General features: G+C 66.4%; 28 protein-coding genes. 16 read left to right on the top strand and 12 right to left on the bottom strand.

Features of this window, described 5'->3' with window-relative positions; genetic code table 11:
- Positions 1-56: 56 nt before the first annotated feature.
- From CQ040_RS05400 to CQ040_RS05410, 3 genes are all read left to right on the top strand, one after another.
- Entirely contained in the window at positions 57-1,109 is a 1,053-nt protein-coding gene (locus CQ040_RS05400) for a 4-hydroxy-3-methylbut-2-enyl diphosphate reductase (protein WP_374954128.1), read from the top strand.
- Between the two features lie 2 nt (positions 1,110-1,111).
- Positions 1,112-1,903, top strand: coding sequence for an IclR family transcriptional regulator (locus tag CQ040_RS05405; protein WP_105526647.1), 792 nt, complete (start codon positions 1,112-1,114; stop codon positions 1,901-1,903).
- A 235-nt stretch (positions 1,904-2,138) separates the two neighbouring features.
- Positions 2,139-2,699, top strand: coding sequence for a DUF6264 family protein (locus CQ040_RS05410; protein ID WP_105526646.1), 561 nt, complete (start codon positions 2,139-2,141; stop codon positions 2,697-2,699).
- A 94-nt stretch (positions 2,700-2,793) separates the two neighbouring features.
- Here CQ040_RS05410 and fbaA read toward each other — a convergent pair whose 3' ends face one another.
- On the bottom strand, positions 2,794-3,822 hold the full coding sequence (fbaA, locus tag CQ040_RS05415) for a class II fructose-bisphosphate aldolase (RefSeq protein ID WP_105526645.1): 1,029 nt from the start codon (positions 3,820-3,822) through the stop codon (positions 2,794-2,796).
- Positions 3,823-4,007: 185 nt separating this feature from the next.
- On the opposite strand from fbaA, the gene glpX reads away from it, so the two are divergent.
- Together glpX and CQ040_RS05425 are read left to right on the top strand one after the other, a co-directional pair.
- Positions 4,008-4,994, top strand: coding sequence for a class II fructose-bisphosphatase (gene glpX / locus CQ040_RS05420; RefSeq protein ID WP_028503821.1), 987 nt, complete (start codon positions 4,008-4,010; stop codon positions 4,992-4,994).
- 180 nt (positions 4,995-5,174) lie between these two features.
- Positions 5,175-5,462 (top strand): hypothetical protein, encoded by a 288-nt coding sequence (locus CQ040_RS05425; protein WP_105526644.1) that lies wholly within the window; start codon positions 5,175-5,177, stop codon positions 5,460-5,462.
- Positions 5,463-5,531: 69 nt separating this feature from the next.
- On the opposite strand, the gene CQ040_RS05430 is transcribed toward CQ040_RS05425, so the two are convergent.
- Positions 5,532-6,824, bottom strand: a complete 1,293-nt coding sequence (locus tag CQ040_RS05430; protein WP_105526643.1) for a DNA recombination protein RmuC — start codon at positions 6,822-6,824, stop codon at positions 5,532-5,534.
- A 64-nt stretch (positions 6,825-6,888) separates the two neighbouring features.
- The gene (locus CQ040_RS05435; protein ID WP_105526642.1) at positions 6,889-7,491 is read right to left on the bottom strand and encodes a 3'-5' exonuclease; all 603 of its coding nucleotides are present in this window, start codon (positions 7,489-7,491) and stop codon (positions 6,889-6,891) included.
- 59 nt (positions 7,492-7,550) lie between these two features.
- Here CQ040_RS05435 and CQ040_RS05440 point away from each other — a divergent pair, with 59 nt between their 5' ends.
- Together CQ040_RS05440 and ychF are read left to right on the top strand one after the other, a co-directional pair.
- The gene (locus tag CQ040_RS05440; RefSeq protein ID WP_105526641.1) at positions 7,551-8,291 is read left to right on the top strand and encodes a class I SAM-dependent methyltransferase; all 741 of its coding nucleotides are present in this window, start codon (positions 7,551-7,553) and stop codon (positions 8,289-8,291) included.
- Positions 8,292-8,342: 51 nt separating this feature from the next.
- A complete protein-coding gene (ychF, locus tag CQ040_RS05445; RefSeq protein ID WP_105526640.1) occupies positions 8,343-9,416 on the top strand; it encodes a redox-regulated ATPase YchF in 1,074 nt (357 codons plus the stop codon).
- A gap of 34 nt (positions 9,417-9,450) precedes the next feature.
- Here ychF and CQ040_RS20420 read toward each other — a convergent pair whose 3' ends face one another.
- A complete protein-coding gene (locus CQ040_RS20420; RefSeq protein WP_146113881.1) occupies positions 9,451-10,578 on the bottom strand; it encodes a DUF5677 domain-containing protein in 1,128 nt (375 codons plus the stop codon).
- 407 nt (positions 10,579-10,985) lie between these two features.
- On the opposite strand from CQ040_RS20420, the gene CQ040_RS05455 reads away from it, so the two are divergent.
- From CQ040_RS05455 to CQ040_RS05475, 5 genes are all read left to right on the top strand, one after another.
- Entirely contained in the window at positions 10,986-12,410 is a 1,425-nt protein-coding gene (locus CQ040_RS05455) for a GTP pyrophosphokinase family protein (protein WP_105526638.1), read from the top strand.
- Between the two features lie 51 nt (positions 12,411-12,461).
- Positions 12,462-12,998, top strand: a complete 537-nt coding sequence (locus CQ040_RS05460) for a hypothetical protein (protein WP_105526637.1) — start codon at positions 12,462-12,464, stop codon at positions 12,996-12,998.
- 46 nt (positions 12,999-13,044) lie between these two features.
- Positions 13,045-14,706 carry an ABC-F family ATP-binding cassette domain-containing protein gene (locus tag CQ040_RS05465; protein WP_105526636.1) on the top strand — a complete coding sequence of 554 codons (1,662 nt, stop codon included), beginning with the start codon at positions 13,045-13,047 and terminating at the stop codon, positions 14,704-14,706.
- Positions 14,703-15,257: a GNAT family N-acetyltransferase gene (locus CQ040_RS05470; protein ID WP_105526635.1), complete on the top strand. Its 555-nt coding sequence runs from the start codon at positions 14,703-14,705 to the stop codon at positions 15,255-15,257. Before CQ040_RS05465 ends, CQ040_RS05470 begins: the two co-directional genes overlap by 4 nt.
- Before the next feature lie 156 nt (positions 15,258-15,413).
- A complete protein-coding gene (locus CQ040_RS05475) occupies positions 15,414-15,989 on the top strand; it encodes an alpha/beta fold hydrolase (protein WP_105526634.1) in 576 nt (191 codons plus the stop codon).
- A 37-nt stretch (positions 15,990-16,026) separates the two neighbouring features.
- On the opposite strand, the gene CQ040_RS05480 is transcribed toward CQ040_RS05475, so the two are convergent.
- The 3 genes from CQ040_RS05480 to CQ040_RS05490 all read right to left on the bottom strand — a co-directional run bounded on the left by CQ040_RS05480 (position 16,027) and on the right by CQ040_RS05490 (position 17,395).
- Positions 16,027-16,371 carry a LysR family transcriptional regulator gene (locus CQ040_RS05480; RefSeq protein WP_105526633.1) on the bottom strand — a complete coding sequence of 115 codons (345 nt, stop codon included), beginning with the start codon at positions 16,369-16,371 and terminating at the stop codon, positions 16,027-16,029.
- A 107-nt stretch (positions 16,372-16,478) separates the two neighbouring features.
- Positions 16,479-16,778 carry a Fe-S cluster assembly protein HesB gene (locus CQ040_RS05485; protein WP_028503835.1) on the bottom strand — a complete coding sequence of 100 codons (300 nt, stop codon included), beginning with the start codon at positions 16,776-16,778 and terminating at the stop codon, positions 16,479-16,481.
- Positions 16,779-16,885: 107 nt separating this feature from the next.
- Positions 16,886-17,395, bottom strand: coding sequence for a GNAT family N-acetyltransferase (locus CQ040_RS05490; RefSeq protein ID WP_258131490.1), 510 nt, complete (start codon positions 17,393-17,395; stop codon positions 16,886-16,888).
- A 91-nt stretch (positions 17,396-17,486) separates the two neighbouring features.
- On the opposite strand from CQ040_RS05490, the gene CQ040_RS05495 reads away from it, so the two are divergent.
- Positions 17,487-18,032 carry a Dps family protein gene (locus CQ040_RS05495; protein ID WP_028503837.1) on the top strand — a complete coding sequence of 182 codons (546 nt, stop codon included), beginning with the start codon at positions 17,487-17,489 and terminating at the stop codon, positions 18,030-18,032.
- 27 nt (positions 18,033-18,059) lie between these two features.
- Here CQ040_RS05495 and CQ040_RS05500 read toward each other — a convergent pair whose 3' ends face one another.
- A complete protein-coding gene (locus CQ040_RS05500; protein ID WP_105526632.1) occupies positions 18,060-18,587 on the bottom strand; it encodes a DUF6328 family protein in 528 nt (175 codons plus the stop codon).
- Between the two features lie 69 nt (positions 18,588-18,656).
- Between CQ040_RS05500 and CQ040_RS05505 the strand changes: the two genes are divergently transcribed.
- On the top strand, positions 18,657-18,860 hold the full coding sequence (locus tag CQ040_RS05505) for a hypothetical protein (protein ID WP_146113880.1): 204 nt from the start codon (positions 18,657-18,659) through the stop codon (positions 18,858-18,860).
- A gap of 18 nt (positions 18,861-18,878) precedes the next feature.
- Here the strand turns inward: CQ040_RS05505 and CQ040_RS05510 are convergent, their stop codons facing one another.
- Positions 18,879-19,472: a 1-acyl-sn-glycerol-3-phosphate acyltransferase gene (locus tag CQ040_RS05510; protein WP_105526630.1), complete on the bottom strand. Its 594-nt coding sequence runs from the start codon at positions 19,470-19,472 to the stop codon at positions 18,879-18,881.
- Between the two features lie 95 nt (positions 19,473-19,567).
- Here CQ040_RS05510 and CQ040_RS20630 point away from each other — a divergent pair, with 95 nt between their 5' ends.
- Positions 19,568-19,714 carry a hypothetical protein gene (locus tag CQ040_RS20630; protein WP_181156746.1) on the top strand — a complete coding sequence of 49 codons (147 nt, stop codon included), beginning with the start codon at positions 19,568-19,570 and terminating at the stop codon, positions 19,712-19,714.
- Positions 19,715-19,748: 34 nt separating this feature from the next.
- On the opposite strand, the gene CQ040_RS05515 is transcribed toward CQ040_RS20630, so the two are convergent.
- Complete coding sequence (locus tag CQ040_RS05515) at positions 19,749-21,227, bottom strand: MDR family MFS transporter (RefSeq protein ID WP_105526629.1); 1,479 nt, start codon at positions 21,225-21,227, stop codon at positions 19,749-19,751.
- 165 nt (positions 21,228-21,392) lie between these two features.
- On the opposite strand from CQ040_RS05515, the gene CQ040_RS05520 reads away from it, so the two are divergent.
- Complete coding sequence (locus CQ040_RS05520; protein WP_105526628.1) at positions 21,393-23,447, top strand: ABC transporter ATP-binding protein; 2,055 nt, start codon at positions 21,393-21,395, stop codon at positions 23,445-23,447.
- Positions 23,448-23,485: 38 nt separating this feature from the next.
- Here CQ040_RS05520 and CQ040_RS05525 read toward each other — a convergent pair whose 3' ends face one another.
- On the bottom strand, positions 23,486-24,259 hold the full coding sequence (locus CQ040_RS05525; protein ID WP_105526627.1) for an SDR family NAD(P)-dependent oxidoreductase: 774 nt from the start codon (positions 24,257-24,259) through the stop codon (positions 23,486-23,488).
- 35 nt (positions 24,260-24,294) lie between these two features.
- Positions 24,295-25,242 carry a glycosyltransferase family 2 protein gene (locus CQ040_RS05530; protein ID WP_105526626.1) on the bottom strand — a complete coding sequence of 316 codons (948 nt, stop codon included), beginning with the start codon at positions 25,240-25,242 and terminating at the stop codon, positions 24,295-24,297.
- Between the last annotated feature and the right edge of the window lie 13 nt (positions 25,243-25,255).

The raw sequence follows: 25,255 nt of genomic DNA on the forward strand, positions 1-25,255 counted from the left end.
GCACAGCTGCGCGACGGTAGAATTCAAGGGTGACTTCGACTGCCGTTCATCTCCCCGTGCCCCGCCTTCCACGAGTGCGTGCGGCGGCCGGGCGGCTTCAGGATAACCCGGTGGCCGGACACAAGCGGGTTCTGCTCGCCGCACCGCGTGGATACTGCGCCGGTGTCGACCGTGCCGTCGTGGCCGTCGAGAAGGCGCTCGAGCGCTATGGCGCCCCCGTCTACGTGCGCAAGCAGATCGTGCACAACATCCACGTCGTGACCGAGCTCGAGACGAAGGGTGCCATCTTCGTCGAAGAGGTCGACGAGGTCCCCGAAGGAGCGCACGTCGTCTTCAGCGCGCACGGTGTCTCGCCTGCGGTCGTCAACGCAGCCTCCGATCGCGGACTCCACGCGATCGATGCCACCTGCCCGCTCGTCACCAAGGTGCACCGCGAGGCCGTGCGCTTCGCACGAGACGACTTCGAGATCCTGCTCATCGGCCACGAGTGGCATGAGGAGGTCGAGGGCACCGCAGGTGAGGCTCCCGATCACGTCACCGTCGTGAACTCACCGGAAGAGGCCGACACGGTCGTCGTGAAAGACCCGAGCAAGGTCGTCTGGCTCTCGCAGACCACCCTCTCGGTCGACGAGACCATGGAGACGGTCAACCGCCTGCGCGCGCGCTTCCCCGACCTGCACAACCCGCCGTCCGACGACATCTGCTATGCCACGCAGAACCGCCAGGTCGCGATCAAGAAGGTCGCCGCCGGAGCCGACCTCGTGATCGTCGTCGGCTCTTCCAACTCGTCCAACAGCGTGCGTCTGGTCGAGGTCGCACTCGAATACGGGGCGAAGGCCGCCTATCGGGTCGACTACGCCGAGGAGATCGAGCAGGAGTGGCTCGACGGTGTCGAGACCGTGGGCGTCACCAGCGGTGCATCCGTGCCCGAGGTGCTGGTGCGCGAGGTGCTCGATGCGATCGGCGATGCCGGCTACCGCGATGTCGAAGAGGTGAAGACGGCAGAGGAAGACCTGATGTTCTCACTGCCCAAGGAGCTCCGTCAGGACTCTGCAGGTCAGCGTGATGCTCGGGCTCTCGGCGGTCGTGCTTCTGGAGGAGGCGCTTAGCGTTGAGCGCCGCGGAGGCGGAGCCCACCCTCATCGGGTCGGTGCAACGCGCGCTGCGACTGGTCGACATCGTCGCCAACTCGCCCCGCCCGCTTCCGCCGAAGATGCTCGCGGCGATCACCGGTCTGACCCCCGGGACCACCTACAACCTCGTCCGCACCCTCGTTCACGAGGGTTACCTCACCTCTGAGCCGGACGGGCTCCTGCTCGGCACCCGGTTCCCCTCCTTCCAGCAGCAGATCGGCGCGCGGGGCGTCTTCCTCGCTCGGGTGCGGGCGGCGCTGCGCGAAGTGACGGAAGATGTGGGTGCGACGGCGTACCTTTCGCGGTTCGACGACGGGGAGATGCACCTGGTCGACATCGTCGACGCGGTCCGCAACCCCCGGATAGAGCTGTGGGTGGGACTGCAGTCCAGCGCGCATGCGACCGCGTTGGGGAAGCAGATCCTCGCGGACCTGCCAGCGGCCGACCGGCTGGACTACCTCTCCAGGCACCGACTGGTGGAGCTCACGGCGCGCACGATCAGCGATCGTCGGACGCTGTTGACGCAGCTGGAGCGATCGCCGGGGTGGGCGATCGATCAGGAGGAGTACGCGATCGGCGCGACGTGCGTGGCCGTGCCGGTGATCGCTCCCGGTATCACCGCGTCGCTGGCGATCTCGCTGCCCGCGGATCGCGCCGTAGTCAACCGTGAGCTCGTGTCGACCCTCCAGCGCACGGCCAGACGGCTCTCGCTGCAACTGGGGGCAGACCTGCTCGGCGGCGGAGACTCCGGAGCAGAGTTCACTATCTGAAGTAAGGCCCCTGGTGCTTCGGCATGCGTTTTCCTACTATGTAGAGAGTAGCGGCATACATGAACGCTACCGATCGCCTCAAGCGTCCCCAGCGCTGGCGGTCAATCTGGATGAGGAGCGTCCCCAGCGCACCACATCCGCGGCCCCGAGAAGTCCCCACTTCTCCGGGGCCGCTATCGTCTGCGGGCTTCACACGCTGTGAGCCGGCCCGAGGTTGTGCCGTTAGCATTGCGGGATGACCGATCAGCGGCCCCAATACGGCGAACTCGCGACCCCCGAGGAGCAGCGACGAGCCGCAGGTCTGCCGCCTCTCGAGGAGATCGTGGTCGAGCCGCTCGCTGCCGCACCGGCTACGAATTCAGCGCCGGCTTCGAGTTCAGCGCGAGTGGAGCAGGCGGCGAGCGAGCCTTCCACGAATCGGTCTCACCCGATCGACCGCTTCGTGACGATCGCGATGCTCGCCTACGGGTTGATCAACATCGTCATCACGGGCTTGTCGTACCTCGACCTGCCGAGCGTGATGAACGAGACCATGAAGGTCCTCGGCATCGAGGGGGAGTTCACCAACTTCGCCCAGGGCAAGACCTGGGGAACCATCGCCGCAGTCCTGCTCGCCGTCGGATGGTCTGTCACCGCAGCGCTCTCGATCCGACGTCTGCGTCGGGGGCGTATCACCTGGTGGATCCCGATCACGGGCGCGATCGTGACCATGATCGTGGTGTCGATCTGCATCGCGGTGCCGATGATGAACGACCCCGCTTTCATCGCCCATCTCGAGCAGATGACGACTCCCTGACCTCACCCCGTTGCTGTCTGCTCGGCGGGGCATCTGAGACACGCAGGAAGGGCCCGGCAATCATGCCGGGCCCTTCCTCATGTCTCGCGACGGATCAGCTCTTGGACTGGCCGTAGGAACCGAGCTGACGGGTCGACTCGACCACGCGTGCAGCCATAGCCGTCTCGGCGACCTTGCCCCAGGCGCGCGGGTCGTACTGCTTCTTGTTGCCGACCTCGCCATCGACCTTCAGGACGCCGTCGTAGTTCTTGAACATGTAGTCGGCGATCGCACGCGTGTACGCGTACTGGGTGTCGGTGTCGATGTTCATCTTGATGACGCCGTTGGCGACCGCGAGGGCGATCTCTTCGTCCGTGGAACCCGAGCCGCCGTGGAAGACCAGGTCGAGGGGCTTCGCACTCGTGTTGTACTTCGCGGCGACCTGGGCCTGGATCTCGCCGAGGAGCTCAGGACGCAGCTTCACGCCGCCGGGCTTGTAGACGCCGTGCACGTTGCCGAAGGTGAGGGCCGCGATGTAGCGTCCCTGCTCACCGAGACCGAGTGCCTGCACAGCCTGGTCGACGTCGGCGAAGGTCGTGTAGAGGGCGTCGTTGGAACCCTCGTGCTGCACGCCGTCCTCTTCGCCGCCGACGACGCCGATCTCGACCTCGAGGATGGCATTGATGTTCTTCATGCGGGGGAGGAGATCCTTCGCGATCTCGATGTTCTCCGCGAGGGGAACTGCCGAGCCGTCCCACATGTGGGACTGGAAGATCGGGTTGCGACCCGCCTTGACCTCTTCCTCAGAAGCGGCGATCAGCGGCTCGACGAAGCCGGCAAGGGCATCCTTCGGGCAGTGGTCGGTGTGCAGTGCGACCGTGACCGGGTAGTTCTTCGCGACCTCGGTCGCGAAGCGGGCGAAGGCGAGAGCCCCCGTCGCGCGAGCCTTCACGGTCTGGCCTGCGAAGTAGTCGGCGCCACCCGTGGTGACCTGGATGATGCCGTCGGAGCCGGCCTCGGTGAGGCCCTGGAGGACGGAGTTGATCGTCTGCGAGCTGGAGACGTTGAATGCGGGGTACGCGAAGCCGCCGGCCTTCGCGCGGTCGAGCATTTCGGCGTACTGATCCGGGGTGGCGACGGGCATGAGAACTCCTGCGATAGGGGAAGCCGGGACAATTGCCACTCTATCGGGGCGTGCGCGCTGGTACCGAAGCCGGAGGCTCGCCTGTGCGCCACGGCATCTGTTCAGTTGTTAAGAATCGCAATTCCTTCTTCGGATCCTCCCCGAAAACCGGGCTGTTCGGAATCGTGGATGACTAGGCTGACCGCATGGTGAGTCTGACAGCGGATCTGAGCCCTCTTCGTCCCGACCGTAACCTCGCGATGGAGCTGGTGCGTGCGACCGAGGCAGCGGCCATCCGCGCGGTGCCGTTCATCGGGCGCGGCGCGAAGGAGGCAGCCGACGGTGCTGCCGTCGACGCCATGCGCGCGTTCCTCGGCACGGTCGACTTCCAGGGGCGGGTCGTGATCGGCGAGGGCGAGAAGGACAACGCCCCCATGCTCTTCAACGGCGAGGTCGTCGGCACCGGCCGCGGGCCGCTGTGCGACATCGCGGTCGACCCGATCGATGGCACTTCCCTCACCGCTGCGGGCCGACAGAACGCCCTCTCGGTGATCGCCGTCTCAGACCGCGGCACGATGCTCGACGCATCAACGGTCTTCTACATGGACAAGCTCGTCACCGGCCCGGCAGGAGTCGGGGTCGTCGACATCCGCCTGCCCATCGGCGAGAACATCCGCAAGCTCGCCGGTGCGCTCGACAAGCCGGTCGATGAGATCGTCGTGTCCGTGTTGAACAGACCGCGTCACGAGCAGCTGATCCAGGAGATCCGCGATGCGGGCGCCGGCACTCGCCTGATGAGCGACGGCGATGTGGCCGGCGGCATCAACGCCGCGCGTCACGACGCTCGCACCGACATGTGCGTCGGCGTCGGCGGCAGCCCGGAGGGCATCGTCACCGCCTGTGCGATCAAGGCGCTCGGCGGACACATCCAGGGGCGTCTCTGGCCGCGTGACGACGATGAGCGCCAGCGCGGGATCGATGCAGGTCTCGACATGGACAAGGTCTACGAGGCCGACGACCTGGTGCAGGGGAACAACACCATCTTCGTCGCCACCGGCGTCACCGACGGGCAGCTCGTGGCCGGCGTGCGCCGTGAGCGCGGCTTCGTGTACACCGAGAGCGTCGTGCTCCGTGGTGCTTCCGGAACCCTCCGCCGCATCGCCTCGGAGCATCTCGTCTCGAAGTGGCTGTGATCGTTCGCACGATTCGCGGCGCCTGACGATCGGCGGCGAGAACTGCGGCATCGTTATCGAGCCGGTATCGCCTCGCAGTGGCACGATCCACGGTTCTCGGGAGCGCCGTGTCACAATTGTCACTGGGTTTGTCGCCGTCGACGGAGCCGCCAGGCACCGCAGGCACAGGAGGGCGAACAGATGGCAACGCAGCACACGAGTGGTTCGAAGACCGCCCCGACGAAGATCGTCACGACGAACACGGGGCGCATTCTCCGTGTGAGCGCCGATGCTGAGTCTGTGGCCCCTATGCCTTCGGTCACGGCTCCGGCCGCCCCGGTCGTCGACCCCGCGCGCCGCGCCGACGTGCTCTTCCGCGTCCGCCGCGACGAGGGTCACGAGATCAGTGCATGGTGGATGATCGGGGCCTTCCTCGCCACCAGCGGTCTCGTCATCCTGCTGCTCAGCGGCGTCCCTGGCATCGCCTGATCGACTCGCCGCCGGCTGTTCGCGGAATCGTCGCATCGCCGTTCGGACCCTGAACCGCAGTCGACCGCGTCACTCTTCGTCGAACCGAAGCCGCACGTCGCCCACATCTGCACGGGCTGTCGCGGGCCGCGTGCTCTCCGGCTCGAGTGCGTTGCCCTCCGCCGCATAGTCGCGTGGGGCGTCGTCTTCCGCCGCGATCAGCTCCGGTGCGGTGAATCGTCTGGCTGCACTCGTGGCCACCGCGGGAGCCGTCGCGAGAGCAGACGCATCGACGCCGGGGAACTGACGTGCGGTGACGAGCACACGAGTCTCGAGTGATCCCGCGAATCGGTTGTAGCTGTCGACCGTCCGCTCCAGGGCACGGCGCAGATCGTCGGCGTGTCCGGCGAGAGTACCCAGGCGGTCGTACAGCTGCGTTCCCAGGGCGAGCAGGGTGCGTGCCTCGGTCGACACCTCTTGCTGCGTCCAGGTGAAGGCCACTGTCTTCAGAACCGCCCACAGGTTGACGGGGGAGGCGAGCGCCACCCGTCGGCTGAAGGCGTAGTCGAGGAGGGTCGGGTCTTCATCGATGGCCGCTGACAGTAGAGACTCGGTCGGCAGGAAGCAGATGACGAACTCGGGACTCGCGTCGAGACCGATCCAGTAGGCCTTCTTGGCCAGTGCATCGATGTGCGCGCGGACAGCCTTGACGTGCTTCTGCATCAGGCTGCGGCGCTGCGGCTCGTTGGCGTCGCCGCCAGGGAGTGCGGAGGCCTCGAGGTACGCGTCGAGGGGGACCTTGGCGTCAACGGCGATCGAGCTGCCGCCCGCGAGCCGGATCACCATGTCGGGCCGTCCCTGTCCGCGGTCGGACGAGATCGTGGCCTGCAGGTCGAAGTCGATGTGCCGTGTGAGGCCCGCTGCCTCGACCACGCGGCGTAACTGGGTCTCGCCCCACACGCCGCGCGTGGCGGTGGAGCGCAATGCACCTGCGAGTGACTCCGTGGTCGCTCGCAGCGCCTCGTCGGACTCTTGAGCGCGGCGCAGCTGTTCTTCGAGCGTGCCGAACTGCGCGTGCCGCTCCCGCTCGATGGCGGTGACCTTGGTCTGCATCTGCTGCAGGCTCTCCCTGACCGGTGCCAGCGCCGTCAGCACGGCGTTCTGCTGCTGCACCCGCTGCGCCTCGGCGCGCTGCTCGTCTCGTGCATGTTCGACGGCGTCGCGATACAGGTCGTACTGGCGGTCGCGGTCATCGCGGGCAGCCGCCAGCTCGGCCTGAGTGCGTGCGAGATCAGCGGCCCCGCGCCCGGCACGCAGGAACCAGCCGATGGCGACACCCGCCGCGAGAGCGACGAGGAGAAGAACGACAGCCAGAGCATCCATGTGTTCATGATGCGGCCGGCATCCGACATTCCGAGGCCGCCGCGCACAGACGCGGCGCGGAGGGTCAGGCGACGGCGCGCTCCAGCGCAGGCACGACGGGTGCCACGGGGGCGGTGACGCGCAGGCTCAAGGCATCGGCGAGCGCGAAGACATCGGCCGCGCCTGCCCTGGCTGCCGCGTCGATGACAATCTGGGCACAGGCGCGGGCGTCGGCGAGGGCATCGTGGTGCGAGAACTCCTCGAACCCGGCGGCCGCCGCGGCGATCGGCAGACGGTAGGAATCGAGCGTGTACGTCTTGCGGGCGACCTGCAGGCTGCACAGTGAGCGGTAGGGCGGGCAGAGCTGCCCTGTCGCCTCCGAGGCGCGACGCAGCACGTTGAGGTCGAAGCCGGCGTTGTGGGCGACGAGCACGTCTGCTCCGGCGAAGGCACACAGGCGGTCGAACTGGTCGACCCAGGTGGCAGCGGAGAGCACGTCTTCAGGCTGGATGCCGTGGATGCGCACGTTCCATTCCTGGAACTCGTCGTGTCCGGGTGGGGGCTGGATCAGCCATCCGGCGGTGGCGACGACCTCACCGCCGCGCACACGGACGAGTCCGACGGAGCAGGCGGAGGCCGGACTGGAGTTCGCGGTCTCGAAGTCGATCGCAGTGAAGTCCAGTGGCACATCCCCACTTTCCCCCGCGTGCTCGGAGACGGGTCGGAGACTCGCCGTATGCTGGCGACATGGCTGAGGACATGGCGACGTCGTTCGGAGCGCAGGCCGGGGATTACGAGCTCGGCAGGCCCGAATACCCCTTCGAGGCGGTGGCCTGGATGCTCGAGCAGATGCCGGCTGATTCCCGCCGTGTCGCCGATGTCGGCGCCGGAACGGGCAAGCTCACCCGGGTGCTCGCCCAGGCGCCCGACGCCGAGGTCGTCGCGATCGACCCCGATCCGGAGATGCTCGCCACCCTCCGTGGCGCGGTGCCGGGAGTTCCCACGTTCGTCGGGACGGCGGAGCAGTTGCCGCTGCCGGATGCGAGCGTCGATGCGGTCGTGCTGGGGCAGGCGTGGCACTGGGTCGATCCGGTCGCGGGGTCGGCCGAGATCGGTCGCGCGGTGCGCAGCGGGGGAGTGCTCGGCCTCATCTGGAACATCCGCGACGACCGCGTCGAATGGGTACGGCGGCTCACCGAGATCATGCACGGCAGCCACGCCGAGATCATGCTCGCCGAGGGAGACCCGGTCCTCACCGCTCCGTTCGGCCCGCTCGAGCAGGAACGCTGGGAATGGGTGCGGCCCGTCACACGAGACGTGCTGCACCGGATGGCGGCATCGCGCAGCTACATCATCACCGCTCCGGATGAGGAGAAGGCACGCATCCGCCGTGACCTGGACGAGCTGTTCGACGAGCTCGACCTGCACGGCGGCGCGACGATCGACCTTCCCTACGTGACGAGGGCGTACCGCGCTGTGCGTGACTGAGGTACAGCCTTCCGTGGGACACCCAGCGCCAGCCAGGTAGACTCGTGCCCCGTGGCTCTCACTATCGGCATCGTCGGCCTGCCCAACGTCGGCAAGTCCACCCTCTTCAACGCACTCACCAAGAACGACGTGCTCGCGGCGAACTATCCGTTCGCGACGATCGAGCCCAACGTCGGCGTGGTGAACCTGCCAGACCCCCGCCTGGAGAAGCTCGCGGAGATCTTCGGCAGCGAGCGGATCCTCCCCGCAGCGGTGTCGTTCGTCGACATCGCCGGCATCGTGCGCGGTGCGAGCGAGGGGGAGGGGCTCGGCAACAAGTTCCTCGCGAACATCCGTGAGGCCGATGCCATCGCGCAGGTCGTCCGCGGATTCGCCGACGATGACGTCGTGCACGTGGACGGCGCGGTGAACCCCGCTTCCGACATGGAGACGATCAACGCGGAGCTCATGCTCGCCGACCTCGAGACCGTCGACAAGGCGATCAGCCGCTACGAAAAGGAAGTCCGCGGCAAGAAGATCGAGCCCATCGTGCTCGAGACCGCGAATGCCGCGAAGGATGCTCTCGAGCGCGGCGTGCTGCTCTCCGCCTCCGGCATCGACCTGACACCGATCCGCGAGCTGGGTCTGCTCACCGCGAAGCCCGTCATCTTCGTCTTCAACGTCGACGAGGCCGTGCTGACGAACGACGCGCGCAAGGCTGAGCTCGCAGCCCTGGTCGCCCCGGCGAAGGCCATCTTCCTCGACGCGAAGATCGAATCCGAGCTCATCGACCTCGACCCCGAGGACGCGGCTGAACTGCTCGCCTCGACCGGACAGGACGAGTCCGGCCTCGATCAGCTCGCCCGCATCGGCTTCGACACTCTCGGCCTGCAGACGTACCTCACCGCAGGCCCGAAGGAAGCTCGCGCCTGGACGATCCCCAAGGGCTCGAAGGCGCCGCAGGCCGCCGGTGTCATCCACACCGACTTCGAGAAGGGCTTCATCAAGGCCGAGATCGTCTCGTTCGACGACATGGTCGAGACCGGTTCGGTCGTCGAGGCCCGCGCCAAGGGCAAGGCGCGCCTCGAAGGCAAGGACTACGTCATGCAGGACGGCGACGTGGTGGAGTTCCGCTTCAACAACTGAGCGGGACAGCGTGATCGAAGGCAGACGCCTGAGGTCATATTTTGAGGAAGATGCCATCTATGTCCAGCTCAGGCAAGTTGGCTATGGATCGTCGTGCCCATTCCGGGTCGATCACAGCTTGAGCGTGTGTGATCTGAAGTTGGGCTTCTTTCATTGTGTAATGGAGCAGCTCCGTCCAGTAGACAAGTTCTACGTTTCGTCTCGAGCTCCTGACGGCCCTCAAGAAGGCCGTGGCGCTTTGATGCAAGCTATCCATGCATTCATACGCTGGCATGTAAAAGCCCACAGGTCGTGGGCCATGGAGGAAGACGCCCAAGGAGTCCGCGGCGGCTGACTTCATCGATCCGCTATGCGATGCATGAACGTGGTGACTGGCGTTCGAAAAGCGGGAGCTTGATACGACATTTCCGTATGCTCTGCTTATGTCCGCGTATGTTACCCGACGGTTGTCGAAGGCCGGCGATGCCCAGCCGTATGGTCTGGCCATGGAGACTCCATGTCGCTGGATGACGCGCTGATACTGCTTATCTATTATTTGGATCGTCTCAGCAGTGAGGCCGCGAATATGGCCGTCCTCTTTCCGTCGCCACATTTCCACATGGTGACTTGCCTCGAATCGTTTTGCGATCTCGGTGCTGCTCCGCTCGATGAACGTTGCAATGACGCCGAGCTCGACTACGGTCCGCATGCGGGCTTCAGCGCCGTCCGGAAACCCGCGTTCGAGCAATGCAAAGGTTTCGTTGGTTGCGGTCATGGCCCGTTGGAGTAGTCCTGCCAAAACCTCTGCTTTCCGACGTGGGCGCCCCTGCTGGAGCCAGCGAGAGCCCGCGGACGCCAATACATGGCCGCAGATTGATAGATAGGCCGAGACGAAGTCCAATGATTCGTCTAGAAGCTCAGCGACCGAGTCGCTTACCAGGTCTGGAAACGCACGTGCGGCCGAGCCAAGCTCCGCGAGGTCCTCTGGAAGATACCAGTCCAGATTCTCAAGAAAGTCACGGGCCTTTTCGCGCGGATCAGCGTTCGGAGTTCGACGACTGTAGGAGGTGATACTCCCCGCGATTCTCTGCGAGAGTTTTTTCAGAAGCGCTCGCTCAAGATCGACCATCTTCACTGCCGGATCTGCTTCGGCTGACCGCCTGTCTCCTGCAGATGTCCTCATGGCTGAAGTATGCCGGTTTTGCGCAACTGTATGTTCGCGATCGGCAGCGCCCGCGCTCGGGTGGGAAGCTTCGAAGTTAGTGCTCGGCGTATCGAAAGAACGCAGAGCAGCCAACGGTCTCACGACTACGCAACGTGGTGGAGGTCCGCTTCAACGACGAGAGCTGTCGTCTCGTGGTAGGTCGGGCTGAGCGGCACTGTGGCTGCATACGTCCCGTCAGCACGGACTATTGAGTCGCCCCAGGTGTTATCGATTTCGAGGCTATGGAGAAGTGGCTCGGCGCCTGCGGGTGTTGGCCGTTTAGCGGACGAGGCGTACCGCCGATTCATCAGTAACGGCTGAACACACAGTTCCTGTACGGTGAGAGCGCCAGAAGATTGCTGGCGTCGGGAGCCCCGGGGGACGATATGAGCAGCATCGAGGGCGTGGACTACACGAACTGGGATTGGCTGCCGCGGGCGGCCAGTGAGGTCGAGAGCTACGTTCTGCGATTGCTAGCCGAGTCCGGCGTCGAGCCGCACGACGTGTCCGCGCGAGCGAAGTCGATAGCGTCGTTCCAGCGGAAACAAATCGCGAAACAGTACCCCGACCCCATCGGACAGATCACTGACATCGTCGCGATCCGGATCATCACCTACTCGAACACCGATCGGGATCGAGCCCGAGAACTAATCCGTTCCCGATTCGCTGTCCTGCCGGGAGAGGATCGGAACCCAGGCGAGGAAAAGCCGCCGCACCTGCGCGGATACGACTGCCTGCACATCGTCGTCTCGGGGGAAACAGACGACTACGACTCTGATTGGGTAGTCTCCGGGGGTGATCTCGAGCGGTACTTCACGACGTTTGGGGGGCTCGAGATCCAAATCCGCACAGTGGCCGGCCACGCGTGGGCGGAGTTCGAGCACGCAAGGCGCTACAAGGGCGCTCAGTACAATGCGATCAGCGAGCAAGACCAGGGGACGATAGATCAGCTGTTCGGCGCGGCGTCCGACGCACGACGCGCGCTCGACGAGACCTTCGTGGCAATCGATCGGATTCTTGCTCGACCGACCGTAGATATCGAAAGCGCGCACATCGAGACGCGCGTCGAGCCGGACCCCGCGCCGGGGGAGGTTGCATCAACCGCCCTGGATGCAGTCACGCTCTCACAATTCATGAAGACGCGGTTCCCGAACGACTCCGACGGGAGCGATAAGGGCGTTAGTTTCGGAATCGAACTAGCGCGAGCAACCGGCATAGATACCGTCGAGGCCTTGGAAGCGGCGTTGGAAGATGTAGATAGCGACCAGGTGCGCGCCCTAATGGAGTCAGGTGTGTCTGTCACTCGGGTACGGCGCCTGGACGACGAACTTCTCGCGCACTTCGGGCAGGACTACATCAACAAGACCCAGCACGCGGGGTACGGGAAACACCGAGCACTGCAGCTTGAGTGGCGCTATGACCGGTTGCGAGGAAAGACTCGGTACAGGACATACTTGCTGCTCGGAGAAGCACGTCCGACCGAACTTGAGGCAGGGCCCTACACTGCGGTTGGTGCGCTTCGCGAAGTTGCACGACTACTAGCGCACGCGCGTGGGGTCGATACAGTTCTCACGTCAGGACTGATCGCCTCGGAGCCGAACCTTCCGCCGGGTGCCCGGGCGAAGAAGATCGCACTGGAAGGCGACGCGGCGCTCTGGGTCGCGTCGAACCTGAACCGAGAGGCGTCCGAGCAACTGATGCTTCAGCTATTGGATCGGGCGCGCCCCGTTGATCTACGGATCGCGCGCGGGGATGTGGTCGTCGCTGACGGTCAAGCTGTACATCACCGCCAACAGGTTGATGGGCATTGATCAGGCCGAAACAGAACACTCAGGTAGTGCGTCCAATGTCAGGAGCTGTGGATGGGTGATGATTCGCCAAGCGGGTCCCTGACGTCGGATCGGAGACGAAACACACTCCTCATCCGCATCTGCCTGATCATCGTGATCCTCGGGCTCGTCGTGAGCGGGGTTACCGCCTTCCCCCTGCGCGAAGAACTGATGCTCGGGCGCGACATCCTCAACAACACGGGCCTGAGCGCGACGTTCCCAGACCTCGCCTTCTGGGTGCACAGGGTCGCAGAAGGACTCGACATCACGGGCACCGACTACCCGTTCCTCGCCTACGGAACGGACTGGCTGGCATTCGCGCATCTGGCGATCGCGGTCGCCTTCGTCGGGCCGCTCATCGATCCGGTCCGCAACGTCTGGGTCACCATCTGGGGTCTCATCATGTGCGCGGGCATCGTTCCGCTCGCACTGATCGCCGGTGCGATTCGCGGCCTCCCGCTCGGCTGGCAGCTCATCGACATCTCCTTCGGCGTCGTCGCGGCCGTGCCTCTCACCATCGCGCTCGTGCTGACGCGCCGGCTCGCGAGAGCGAAGGCCGCCGCCCTCTGAGAGAGTGCGTCCGCGTGCCACCCCCGTGGGGTGACAGGATTGACGGATGACCGCAACACTCGTGGCCCAAGGGCTGGCCGGCGGGTACGGCCACCGCACCCTGTTCGACTCGCTCGACCTGACCGTCACCGCGGGTGATGTGGTCGGCCTCGTCGGAGCCAACGGAGCCGGGAAGTCGACCCTTCTCAAGCTGCTGGCGGGTGTCGACGAGCCGCAGGCCGGCACGATCCGGCTCGCACCGGCAGATGCCTTCGTCGGCTGGCTTCCCCAGGAGCACGAGCGGATCGTCGGTGAGAGCGTCGCCGACTACATCGGCCGTCGCACGGGCTGCACGGCCGCGACCGGAGACATGGATGCCGCCGCTGCTGCCCTGGGCGACCCGAGTCTTGCTGCTCCCGGCACAGACCCCGCCGACACGTACTCGGTCGCGCTGGATCGCTGGCTGGCGAGCGGTGCCGCCGACCTCGATGAGCGGCTTCCCGTCGTGCTCGCCGAGCTCGGACTCGACCTGGGCGACGACCCGGCCGACGCCCTGATGACCGCTCTGTCAGGCGGGCAGGCGGCCCGCGTCGGTCTCGCCGCGTTGCTGCTCTCGCGCTTCGACATCGCGCTGCTGGACGAGCCGACGAACGACCTCGACCTCGACGGGATCGAGCGGCTCGAGGCATTCGTGCGGGGGCTCCGCGGCGGTGTCGTGGTGGTGAGCCACGACCGTGAGTTCCTCGCCCGCTGCGTGACCAGGGTGCTGGAACTCGATCTCGCGCAGAACAGCAACCGGGTGTTCGGCGGCGGCTATGATGCGTACCTGGAAGAGCGGGCCACGGTCCGTCGCCACCAGCGTGAGAAGTACGACGAGTTCGCCGACAAGAAGGCCGACCTCGTCTCGCGCGCCCGCACGCAGCGGGAGTGGTCGAGCCAGGGCGTGCGCAACGCGATGAAGAAGTCTCCCGACAACGACAAGATCAAACGCAAGGCCTCGGCCGAGTCGAGCGAGAAGCAGGCGCAGAAGGTGCGTCAGATGGAGAGCAGGATCGCCCGACTCGAAGAGGTCGAGGAGCCGCGCAAGGAGTGGCAGCTCGAGTTCACGATCGGTTCGGCGCCGCGTTCCAGCTCAGTCGTGTCGACGCTGAGCTCGGCCGTGTTCCGGCAGGGATCCTTCCAGCTCGGCCCGGTGTCGCTCCAGGTTAACGCGGGGGAGCGGATCGGCATCACCGGCCCCAACGGCGCGGGGAAGTCGACGCTGCTGCGAGGGCTGCTGGGGCGGCAACTTCCCGACGAGGGAACGGCGAGTCTCGGCGCGAGCGTGCAGATCGGCGAGATCGACCAGGCCCGTGCACTGCTGGTCGGCACGCAGCCGCTCGCCGTCGCCTTCGAGGAGCTCGTTCCGGAGATGGCGTCAGGCGAGGTCCGTACCCTCCTCGCGAAGTTCGGACTCAAAGCCGATCACGTGACACGCGCCGTCGATGAGCTCTCGCCGGGTGAGCGCACGCGCGCGGGTCTGGCACTGCTGCAGGCACGCGGCATCAACCTGCTCGTGCTCGACGAGCCGACCAACCACCTCGACCTGCCCGCGATCGAGCAGCTCGAACAGGCACTCGAGTCCTACGAGGGAACGCTGCTGCTGGTCACCCATGATCGGCGGATGCTTGCGACCGTGCAGACCGACCGGCAGTGGCGGGTGGAGGCCGGGCAGGTCGTCGAGGTATGACGAGCTTCGTCATCGACAATGTCCCGCACGAGAGTCTGACCAGGAACGACCTGGCACGGCTGCGGGCGCTGTTCGACGCCGAGTACTTCTCCGAGTTCGGCGTGTGGGATCCCGATCAGCCCTACGGCTATGCACCCCATGACTTTCACCTCATCGCCAGACTCGGCGACGACGTGGTGGGTCACGTCGGTTGGGCGCGGCGGACGATCGGCGTCGGTGCGGCGGAGGTCGTGGTCGCGGGTGTCGGTGGGGTGCTGATCTCCCCGCGCGCACGAGGGCGGCGTGCCGGTGCCCGACTCATGGCGCACGCAGCCGCATCGATGGCGGATAGCGGGGACATAGAGTTCGGCTACCTCGGGTGCCGTGAGGAGGTGGTCGCCTTCTACGAGTCGTGCGGGTGGCACCGCGTCTCCGCAGCGGAGCACTCGATGGATCGCGCCGGTCAGCCCACCACGCAGCCTCCGGGGCTGCCGATTCTGACACTTGCGCTCGATTCCCCACCGCGCAGGTGGCCCGAGGGCACGATCGATCTTCGCGGACGGGCCTGGTAGCCGTCAGCCGAAGCTGATCCGGCGTCCGCGTCTCACTGACCGCCCGCTCGGGATACGCTGGAACACGGCGGCTCCGGCCGCGGTTCGGTCGCTGGCGTCCGCCGTGGACGTTCCGCCTGAGTACCTGACACCGAAGGCACGAGGAGATTGACGCCGATGACCGACACCCAGATCTTCGAGCCCGACGGCCGCGCGATCCCCTTCGTCGATGAGGGTGACGGGCCCGTCAAGCTCGTCCTCATCCAGGAGCGCGATCTGGCGGCTGATGTTCTCGGCGTCGTCGCGCACTACCTCGCTGAGGAAGCGGGCTTCCACGTGCTGCGGATCGGCCACCGCGCCGAGACCAAGCATGAAGAGGTTTCCCTCGACGACCGGGTCGAAGATGCGCTCGCCGTGATCGATCACGTCGGACTGGGCGACACCTGGATCGGTGGTCATGGCTTCGGTGGCACCGTCGCGCGGGCCTTCGCCCTGGCGCACGCCGATCGCGTGAACGGTCTGGCGCTGCTCGCTGTCGAAGAGAACGACACCCCGCTCGCACCGGTCATGCCGGTTCTGATCATCCAGGGCACGGGCGACTTGGTCACTCCGTTCGCCAACGGCGAGCAGCTGCAGTCCACGGCACCGGAGCGCGCGAGCGTGAAGAGCATCGACGGTGCAGATCACCTGTTCCCGATGACGCACCCGATCGAGACCGCGGTCGTCATCGAGGAGTACCTCGACTGGGACTGAGTCCCTAGCGGCCCCGTTGCTCTAACGGCCTGTTGCTCTAACGACCCTGTCGCTTCTTGTACGGCTTCGGCTGCCCCTTCACCGCGGGGGTGCGACCCTTGCCCTTCGATGCCCTGGCCTTGCCTCCCGCAGGAGCGGGCGCGTTGCGAACCGGCTCCGGAGCTGCAGCGACCTCGGCCTTCGCCTCCACCAGGAGGAGTTCTCCGACGGCGGTCAGTCTCGTCTGACCTTCACGATGGATGACCGGGTGCCCGATCTCTTCCTCGATCTTGTCGATCGACGTGTAGAGCGAGGCCAGGGGGATGCCGAGCTTCTCGGCCGCCCGCGGAAAGTGCTGCTCCTCTGCAAGGACGACGAAACGGCGGAGCAGGGAGATCTTCACGGTGGCCTTTCGACGGTTCGCACGAGATTGCGAAGCCTCTCCAGGTTACGCGGTCTACACAAACGGATGCCGCGACCGAGTCGGCCGCGGCATCCGGAATTCTTCGGTCAGGCGACCTGTGGCATGACCGCGAAGGACACGGAGCCTTCGTCGTCGACGCCGGCATCGAGGATCTTGTCGTCGAGCGCCGCCACAGCGGACTCATCGAGGAAGAGGCGGGTGCCTGAGATCTCGACGACCTGATCCTGGGGCTCCGGGTCCGCAGCGACGAGCACGGCGAGACGCGCACCGCCTTCTGCGCCCTGTGGCTCGGTGGAGTGGATGCGGAGCCCCGCATCAGGGGCGTCGGTCTGACGGCTCACGAGGGTCGTCACGATGGCGGAGGCGTTGTCGGTGAGGGTGAGCACGAGACTCTCCTTCCGGTTGGGGCATGCCACGGTCGCGACATGTCCGGGCTACGATGCCCGACCTCGGAGATCGGCTCAACCCCCTTGCGCGGATTCGGAGGAGGCTCTTACCCTGCTCGCAGCTGCTTGCGCAGAAACACCTGCTCGGTACCGTCGCCATCGGGAACACGCTCGTGCTCCTCGTACCCGCAGGACTCGTAGAGGCGGATGTTCGCCTCGCTCAGGCTTCCGGTGAAAAGCTCGGCGACATCCGCCCCCGATTCCTTCTCGGCGCTTTCGAGCAGCAGCTTTCCGATTCCCTCGCCCTGCATGTCGGGAGCGATCGCGATCCTGCCGATCAGGAGCAGACCGTCCCTCACGACGTAGCGGATCGCGCCGACGAGGCGACCGTGGATGCGCGCGGTCAGTCCGGACTCGGATCGGAGCTCTGCCTCCAGTTCCGCGAGCGTCTGCGTGAGTGGCGGCATGTCGACGCCTCCATAGATCGCCGCCTCCGACACGAAGGCCGCGCGCTGCACGGTCAGCACCTCGCCGGCGTCGTCGTCGCTGATGGGGGAGATGGTGATCTCCGGGTGTGTTGTGCGGTGGCCTTGGTTCACGATGTCTGCGTCACTCACTCGAGTCACATTCCGGGTTGCGTCCGCTCGGTGTCAACCCCCTCGCCCGGGTTCGCGGCGCGAGCTAGCGTCACCGGCAGGAGGTCACACCATGGCTGAAAGCACGACGACCAAGAAGACCGGCGGCTCGACGAAGGGCGCGGCGAAGACGACCAGACAGCAGAACGCCGAGAAGGGGTTCACGGCCTCGACGACGTTGGCGAACAACCTGCAGGCGGTGCTCGTCGACCTGTTGGATCTGGCGATCCAAGGAAAGCAGGCGCACTGGAACGTCGTGGGGCGCAACTTCCGCGACACGCACCGTCAGCTCGACGAGATCATCGACGATGCACGGACGTTCAGCGACACGATCGCAGAGCGCATGCGCGCCCTGCATGCCGTTCCCGACGGGCGCAGCGCAACCATCGCGAAGACCACGTCGCTTCCTGAGTTCCCCGCGGGCGAGGTGTCGACGACGGAGACGATCGACCTCGTCACCGAGCGCCTCGAAGCTGCGGTGGGAACGGTGCGCGACGTGCACGACGCCGTCGACGAAGAGGACCCGACCTCGGCCGACCTCCTGCACGCCATCATCGAGCGGCTCGAGCAGTTCGCCTGGATGGTCAGTGCGGAGAACCGGAGCCCAGCGGGACGCTGAGCGTCCTCGCTCCCGCGAAGAACCGCGTCATTCCGGCGCGGTTCCGCGGGTGAGGGGCTTGCCCCGCATGACCCGAGGCAGTGCCACCCACAGGGCTGCCACGAGAACGAGCGCGGCGACGAGAGCGATGATCCCCGCGGTGCGGTTCACCGTGAAGTCGACGATCAGGGTGGTCACGCCGATGGTCAGGGCACCGATCACGATCAGGTCGGTGCGCACGATCCGGGCGGCGATGCGGACGAGGTCGGGCTTGCGACGACGCCCGAACAGTGCCCGATGCATCCCCACCGGTGCGAGGGCGAGGATGGTCGCCACCGCCGCGAGAGCGACGAGGACGACATACAGATCGCGCTGGAGCTCGTCCATGTCGGTGAATCGCGGTTGGAAGGCGACGGCGAGGAGGAACCCGGTCAGGATCTGCGTACCCGTCTGCATGACGCGCAACTCCTGCAGCAGCTCGTCCCAGTTGCGATCCGCGCGCTCGTTCGCGGTCTCGTCCCGCCCGTCGGCACGGTCGTCGAGACCGTCCTCACGACCAGATGGTTCTGATGTCATGCACTCAGTGTGGTTTCCCCGCTCGGGTGCTGTCCAGACGTGTGCCCCCGCAGAACGAAAGAAGGCATGATGACGCTCCCGCCGATCCGCGACTGGTGGACCGAACTCACTGACGAGGGACGCCGAGCGGTGCTCGACAGCGAGACCCCGCATCTCGATGAGGCGGTGCGCGAGGAGATCCGTGTGATCACCGGTGCCGTGGTCGGCATGGTGGAGCCCCTCAGCGACGACGACCTCGAGTACGCTCGCGCGCACGCCGCGCCGGAGGGCTGAGCGCCCCGGCTGTGCCGCTTATGCGGCGTCGGGCTCCGTCGTCTCCGACCCCTCTTCGCGGAGCCGCGGCTCCGTGCGACGTTCCGGGCGGACTCCGGCCTTGTCGGCGTAGAACGCACGGATCCGGTCCATGTCTGCCGCGACATCGCCGGTCAGGTCGATCGTCGGGCCCAGGCCGCTCGTCATGGTGGTTCGATCGACGAATCCCAGGGTCACCGGCATGCCCGTCTCACGTGCGATCCGGTAGAAGCCCGATTTCCAGTACTCATTGCCCCCTCGGGTTCCATCGGGCGTGACGACGAGGCCGAAGACGGTGCCGTCATGGACCTGCCCGACGACGTCTTTCACCACGCGCGCAGGGTCAGTGCGATCGACGGGGATGCCGCCGAGGCGCCGCATGATCGGGCCTCGCCAGCCGCGGAAGAGGCTCTTCTTGCCGAGCCAGTGCACGTCGATGTCGAGCCGCCATGCGATCGCGAGCATCAGGACGAAATCCCAGTTCGAGGTATGGGGCGCCCCCACGAGCACGGTCGGGCGGGTCGGTGCAGCCTCGCTCACGAGCGTCCATCTGCTGAACGCCCAGAACATGCGGGCGAGAACTCGTTTGACCATGGATCAACCGTAGGGGAGAACGGCTGTTCGCCCGCTGTCGACGTACCTCGGGCGGGTTCGGCGCCACCCGCTCTGCGCAGGCGTACGATCGAGGGATGAAGAAGATGCAGCAGGACTCCGTGCAGCAGGACGCGCCCATCGGGCTGCAGCCGCTCCTGGACTCCCTGAACCTGCTCGAGGGCGACGCCGCCGGCTATTGCAGCAATGGCGTCTGCCAGTTCCCCGCCCCGAAGAGCGAGTAAGAGGCAGACGCCATCGCAGGCCGTCTACGGGCGGTCAGTGGCCGCCGTGGAAGCCCTCGCCGGCGTCGTCGGCGGGCTTGCGGACGAACGGGCTGAGCGCCACCGCCGCGAGCGAGATGATCGCCGCGATCAGGAATGCCATGCGTGCGCCGGGAGCACCGGCGACCGCGGTCGACAGGCCCTCCTGCTCGCCCGCGTGCAGGATCGACGAGTACGTCACCAGCAGCAGCGCCACACCGGCAGCGCCGCCGACCTGCTGCAGCGTATTCAGCACCGCCGACCCGTGCGAGTACAGCGAGCGCTGGAGCGAACCGAGCGATGCGGAGAACAGCGGCGTGAACGACATCGCGAGTCCGACGGACATGACGGCCTGCACGATGATGAGCACCCACCACACGGTGTGCTCGCCGACGGTCGAGTAGTAGAACAGCGCAGCGGAGACCATGATCGTGCCGGGGATGAGCAGCGGGCGGGTGCCGCGCGCATCGTAGACGCGCCCCATGATCGGACCGAGCAGACCCATCAGCAGTGAGCCTGGGAGCAGGATCAAGCCGGACTGGAGCGGGTTGAGGCCGGCCACGTTCTGCAGGTACTGCGGAAGCAGTGTCAGGGTGCCGAACATCGACAGCGCCAGGATCGACATGATGATCACGGACAGCGTGAAGTTGCTGGAGCGGAACACGCGCAGGTCGAGCAGAGCATCGTCGATGCGCTGCAGCACGAGCTGACGCCAGACGAACAGTCCGAGCGACACTGCGCCGACGACCAGCGAGATGATGCCGGTGGTCTCGCCCGATCCACCCTCGCCGCCGAACTGGCTGAGTCCGAACACGATGCCGCCGAAGCCGAGAGCGGCGAGCGGGATCGAGAGCACATCGAGCGGCACCTTGCGGGTCTCGCCGAGGTTGGTCATCCACTTCACACCCATGAAGAGTGCGATGAGGGAGATCGGGAGGATGATCGCGAACAGTGCGCGCCAGCTGGCGAGCTCGAGCACCGCACCGGCAAGGGTCGGACCGATAGCCGGGGCGAGCGAGATGACGAGACCGACACGGCCCATCATGCGACCACGGGACTGCGGCGGGACCACGTTCATGATCGTCGTCATCAGCAGCGGCATCATGATGCCGGTACCTGCCGCCTGGATCACACGGCCGACGAGCAACACGCCGAAGCCGGGCGCGACCAGTGCGACGAGAGTGCCGAGTGAGAAGGCGATCATCGCGGCGATGAACACCTGGCGGGTCGTGAACCGCTGGAGGATGAATCCGGTCGTCGGGATGACCACGGCCATGGTGAGCATGAACGCACTGGTGAGCCACTGGCCGAGCTCGGGCGGGATGCCGAGATCAGTGTTCAGATGCGGGATCGCGATCCCCATCGTGGTCTCGTTGAGGATGGCGACGAAGGCGGCGACGAGCAGCAGCCAGATCACCCGCATGTCCTTGCGTGAGATCTCGCCCCCTGCCGGTGCGGGGGTCGTCGAGATGGAGCCGGTATCGACGGCAGACATGGGCGGCCTCCAGGGCGAAGAAGAAGTGGAAATCGCGAGAGTTCGCAAGAGTCATTCAGCGTAACGGCCACCACGGACATTTCATTCCGAACTCACAGATATCCGCTGACGGCGGAGACACCGGCCCTCGATGTCGTCACGCCTGAGTACGCTGGCGCCATGAGTATGGGTGGCGGTATGGGCGGCGGGCAACGCGGCGGCTTCCGCGGGGTCGACGAGGGTGCACAGCGCAAGCTCAACGCCGAGGCCCCGCGCATCAGCGGCCTCGGAACGCGAGTGGTGTCTCTGTTCCGTCCTTACAAGTGGCGCATCGTCTTCACCGGCATCCTCGTCGTCATCGGTGCAGCCATCGCCGTGGTCCCTCCTCTAATCGTGCAGCGCATCTTCGACGACGCGCTCTTCCCGGTCGCCGGAGGAGGCCCGCACCTCGAGCTGCTGGGCTGGCTCGTCGCCGCGATGATCGGGTTGTTCTTGATCTCCGCCGTCCTCGGAGTCGGGCAGACGTGGCTGACCTCGACCGTCGGCAACAGCGTCACCGGCGACCTGCGCGTGAAACTGTTCGAACACCTGCAGGCGATGGAACTCGGCTTCTTCACGCGCACCAAGACCGGAGTCATCCAGTCCCGGCTGCAGAACGACGTCGGCGGCGTCTCAGGGGTGCTGACCAACACCGTCACCAGCATCCTCGGCAACGTCGTGACCGTCATCGCCTCGCTCGTCGCGATGATCCTGATCGACTGGCGTCTGACGCTCATCGCGGTGATCATGATGCCGTTCCTCATCTTCGTGCAGCGTCGGGTCGGTCAGGTGCGGGCGCGCATCGCGGGGGAGACGCAGGAGTCGCTGTCAGAGCTCACCTCCATCACGCAGGAGACCCTGAGCGTCTCGGGCATGCTGCTGTCGAAGGCCTTCAACCGCCAGCGCACCGAGTCGGCGCGCTACCAGGCCGAGAACCGCAATCAGGTGACGTTGCAGGTGCGCCGGGCCATGAGCGGGCAGGGATTCTTCGCGGTCGTCCAGGTGCTGATGGCGAGCGTGCCGGCGGTCATCTACCTCGTCTCCGGTTACCTGATCGCCGGGGGCACCGGGGCGATCACCGCGGGAACGGTCGTCGCCTTCACCACGGTGCAGGCGCGACTGCTCATGCCGCTGATGGGGCTCATGCGGGTATCGCTCGATCTGCAGACGTCGTCTGCTCTGTTCGCGCGCATCTTCGAGTACCTCGACCTGGTGCCGGAGATCGAGGATGCACCGGACGCGATCACGGTCGACGAAGCACCGGGACCGAGAGGGCGCCTGGAGTTCGCCGATGTCGTGTTCCGCTATCCGGACGCGTCGGTCGACGCCCGCCCGACGCTCGACGGGGTCTCGTTCGTGGCGGAGCCGGGGCAGCATGTCGCGTTCGTCGGGCCGTCTGGTGCGGGCAAGACCACGATCCTCTACCTGGCCCCACGACTGTATGAGTCGAAGGGCGGCGCCGTGCTGTTCGCCGGTGCCGACGTGCGCGCGCTCACGCAGGAGTCGATCATCGACCACGTCGGCATCGTGTCGCAGGAGACGTACCTGTTCCACGCGACGATCCGCGAGAATCTTCGCTACGCCAAGCCCGACGCCACGGAGGAAGAGCTGATCAGGGCGTGCACGGCCGCCAACATCCATCACATCATCGCCGGGTTCGAGCAGGGGTACGACACCGTGGTCGGTGAGCGCGGATACCGGCTCTCCGGCGGCGAGAAGCAGCGCATCGCGATCGCCCGTGTGCTTCTGAAAGACCCTCCGGTACTCCTTCTCGACGAGGCCACCTCCGCGCTCGACACCGTCTCGGAGCGTGTCGTGCAGGAAGCGCTCGACGAGGCGGCGAAGGGGCGCACGACTCTGTCGATCGCGCATCGGCTCTCGACTGTCATGGGTGCGGACATCATCCACGTCATCGAAGCGGGCAGGATTGTCGAGTCCGGCACGCATCCCGAGCTCTTGGCACTGGGCGGACTCTACGCCGAGCTCGCCGCCCAGCAGGTGGCGGCGTCGCGCGTGCTCGACACCGAGGTCGCGCTCGAGGAGGCCGCGACCGGTGGCATCCGTGCGCCGCTCGCAGATCGCCGTGCCGATCGGGCGCCCGTCGACTCCGCCGGTGCCGACGCGGTAGCCGCGATAACCGCGGCAGTGCCCCTGCTCGCCGAGCCCCGCCCCGACGAGCGGGTCTATCCGCCTGAGCCCTGAGCCTGAGCCCTGGGCCCTGCCGTGTGCAGGTGTCTGGCTCAGTGCACCGACAGCCCGCCGTCGACGAACAGTGAGTGACCGGTGACGTAGCCTGAGCCCGCGCCTGCGAGGAAGACGGCGGCGCCGGCGAAGTCGCTCGGCAAGCCGTTGCGGCCGATCATCGTGCGAGCGGCGAGCTCCGCGATCTTCACCGGATCCTGCTGCAGGCGGGCGTTCAGCGGGGTGAGCACGAACCCGGGAACCAACGTGTTGCTCGTCACTCCGGTGCCACCCCAGGCTTCGGCCTCTGAGCGCATCAACGATTCGACCGCGCCTTTCGACGCACCGTAGACGCCACTGCCGACGAACGCGCGGTGGGCCTGCTGGGAGCTGATGTGGATGAGCCGGCCGTACCCGCGTGCAGCCATGCCCTGCGCATACCGTTGGCCGAGCAGGAACGGTGCGAGGGCGTTGACCGTCATGGTCGCATCCCAGTCGGATTCGGTGATCTCCGCGAACGGCGGGCGGATGTTGATCCCTGCGGAGTTCACCAGGATGTCCGGTTCGCCGAAGGGCTCGACGGCTGCATCGGCGACGGCGTGGATTCCGTCCCGCGTGCTGAGGTCTCCGACGACCCCGGCGACACGACAACCGTGCCCGCGCAGCTCGTCGACGGTCTCCCGGATGCGGTCCTCGCCGCGGGCGACGACGACTGTCGCTGCTCCGGCGCGAGCGAGTGCGGTGGCGATGCCACGGCCGATGCCGGAACTGCCGCCGGTCACGACCGCGGTGCGGCCTTCGAGGGAGAAGAGGGAGGCGATGTAGTCGCTCATGGGGTCACCGGGGTCCGTCGATCAGGGGAGCAGCGTCACCACGCGAGCGCGGCGGCGATGGCGGGGTCGGGCACGGCATCCGCGAACTCGGGGAGTGCCCGCAGCTCGGCGATGAAAGTGTCGACCTCGGCCGCGTAGGCCGGGTCGGGGTGGCTGTTCGCGATCTCGAGAAGCGGCGCGACGTCCATCGCGAGGATCAGTTCGATCCGGGCGGTGACCGACGCGCGCGCCCCGGCTTCGTGCAGCACCCGGATGCCCCCACGAAGAGCCGTCAGATAGTCGCGCAGCACCGGCAGCTGAGCCTTGCCCTGCGTGATCGAGGTGCCGTCGGCCCGGAGGCGCCACTGCACCACGACGTCGGGGATCACATCGAAGGTGCGTGCTCTGGTGTACATGAGCTGTGCGACCACCTGATCCTCGTACGCGACGCCCTCGGGGAAGCGGAGGTCGTGCCAGAACGCGGTGCGGCTCACCTTCGACCACGCGACGATGTTCGACACCGCCTGCGGGTGGGCGGCGAGAGTGGTACCGAGCCTCTCCGGGGCCGTCGCCGCCGCCACCCAGGGCTGCACGCGGCCGGCGACGTATCCCACGCCCTGCGCACGCGAGCGCACGTAGGCGCCGGCGACGAAGTCGCTCCCGGTCTCCTCGAGAGTCCCCGTCATCCGGGCCAGGGCATCCGGAGCCAACTCGTCGTCGGCGTCGAGGAACCCGAGATACCCGGTGTCGACACGCTCGAGCCCGATGTTTCGAGCGGCGCCGAGGCCGCGGGATGCCGCATGGTGGATCGTCGTGAACCTGCTGTCGACGACTGCGGCCGCGTCGAAGATCGCTCCCGTCTCATCTGTCGAGCCGTCGTCGATGAGGATCGCATGCCACCGCGACTCGGTCTGCGCGCGGAGGGATTCGAGTGCTGCCGGAGCGAAGGCGGCGATGTCACGCCCTGGAACGATCAGCGTCACGATCGGGGCGGAGGCGGTCACCAGCCGAGTCTAT

Origin of the sequence: Microbacterium sp. MYb54, from assembly GCF_002979515.1 — a bacterium.
Taxonomy (GTDB): Bacteria; Actinomycetota; Actinomycetes; order Actinomycetales; family Microbacteriaceae; genus Microbacterium.

Coding starts and splice junctions, on each gene's coding strand:
- CQ040_RS05410 (WP_105526646.1), top strand. CDS start 2,139: ATGACCGATCAGCGGCCCCAATACGGCGAACTCGCGACCCCCGAGGAG.
- fbaA (WP_105526645.1), bottom strand. CDS start 3,822: ATGCCCGTCGCCACCCCGGATCAGTACGCCGAAATGCTCGACCGCGCG.
- glpX (WP_028503821.1), top strand. CDS start 4,008: ATGGTGAGTCTGACAGCGGATCTGAGCCCTCTTCGTCCCGACCGTAAC.
- CQ040_RS05425 (WP_105526644.1), top strand. CDS start 5,175: ATGGCAACGCAGCACACGAGTGGTTCGAAGACCGCCCCGACGAAGATC.
- CQ040_RS05430 (WP_105526643.1), bottom strand. CDS start 6,824: ATGGATGCTCTGGCTGTCGTTCTTCTCCTCGTCGCTCTCGCGGCGGGT.
- CQ040_RS05440 (WP_105526641.1), top strand. CDS start 7,551: ATGGCTGAGGACATGGCGACGTCGTTCGGAGCGCAGGCCGGGGATTAC.
- CQ040_RS20420 (WP_146113881.1), bottom strand. CDS start 10,578: ATGAGGACATCTGCAGGAGACAGGCGGTCAGCCGAAGCAGATCCGGCA.
- CQ040_RS05455 (WP_105526638.1), top strand. CDS start 10,986: ATGAGCAGCATCGAGGGCGTGGACTACACGAACTGGGATTGGCTGCCG.
- CQ040_RS05460 (WP_105526637.1), top strand. CDS start 12,462: ATGGGTGATGATTCGCCAAGCGGGTCCCTGACGTCGGATCGGAGACGA.
- CQ040_RS05465 (WP_105526636.1), top strand. CDS start 13,045: ATGACCGCAACACTCGTGGCCCAAGGGCTGGCCGGCGGGTACGGCCAC.
- CQ040_RS05470 (WP_105526635.1), top strand. CDS start 14,703: ATGACGAGCTTCGTCATCGACAATGTCCCGCACGAGAGTCTGACCAGG.
- CQ040_RS05475 (WP_105526634.1), top strand. CDS start 15,414: ATGACCGACACCCAGATCTTCGAGCCCGACGGCCGCGCGATCCCCTTC.
- CQ040_RS05495 (WP_028503837.1), top strand. CDS start 17,487: ATGGCTGAAAGCACGACGACCAAGAAGACCGGCGGCTCGACGAAGGGC.
- CQ040_RS05500 (WP_105526632.1), bottom strand. CDS start 18,587: ATGACATCAGAACCATCTGGTCGTGAGGACGGTCTCGACGACCGTGCC.
- CQ040_RS05505 (WP_146113880.1), top strand. CDS start 18,657: ATGACGCTCCCGCCGATCCGCGACTGGTGGACCGAACTCACTGACGAG.
- CQ040_RS05510 (WP_105526630.1), bottom strand. CDS start 19,472: ATGGTCAAACGAGTTCTCGCCCGCATGTTCTGGGCGTTCAGCAGATGG.
- CQ040_RS20630 (WP_181156746.1), top strand. CDS start 19,568: ATGAAGAAGATGCAGCAGGACTCCGTGCAGCAGGACGCGCCCATCGGG.
- CQ040_RS05515 (WP_105526629.1), bottom strand. CDS start 21,227: ATGTCTGCCGTCGATACCGGCTCCATCTCGACGACCCCCGCACCGGCA.
- CQ040_RS05520 (WP_105526628.1), top strand. CDS start 21,393: ATGGGTGGCGGTATGGGCGGCGGGCAACGCGGCGGCTTCCGCGGGGTC.
- CQ040_RS05525 (WP_105526627.1), bottom strand. CDS start 24,259: ATGAGCGACTACATCGCCTCCCTCTTCTCCCTCGAAGGCCGCACCGCG.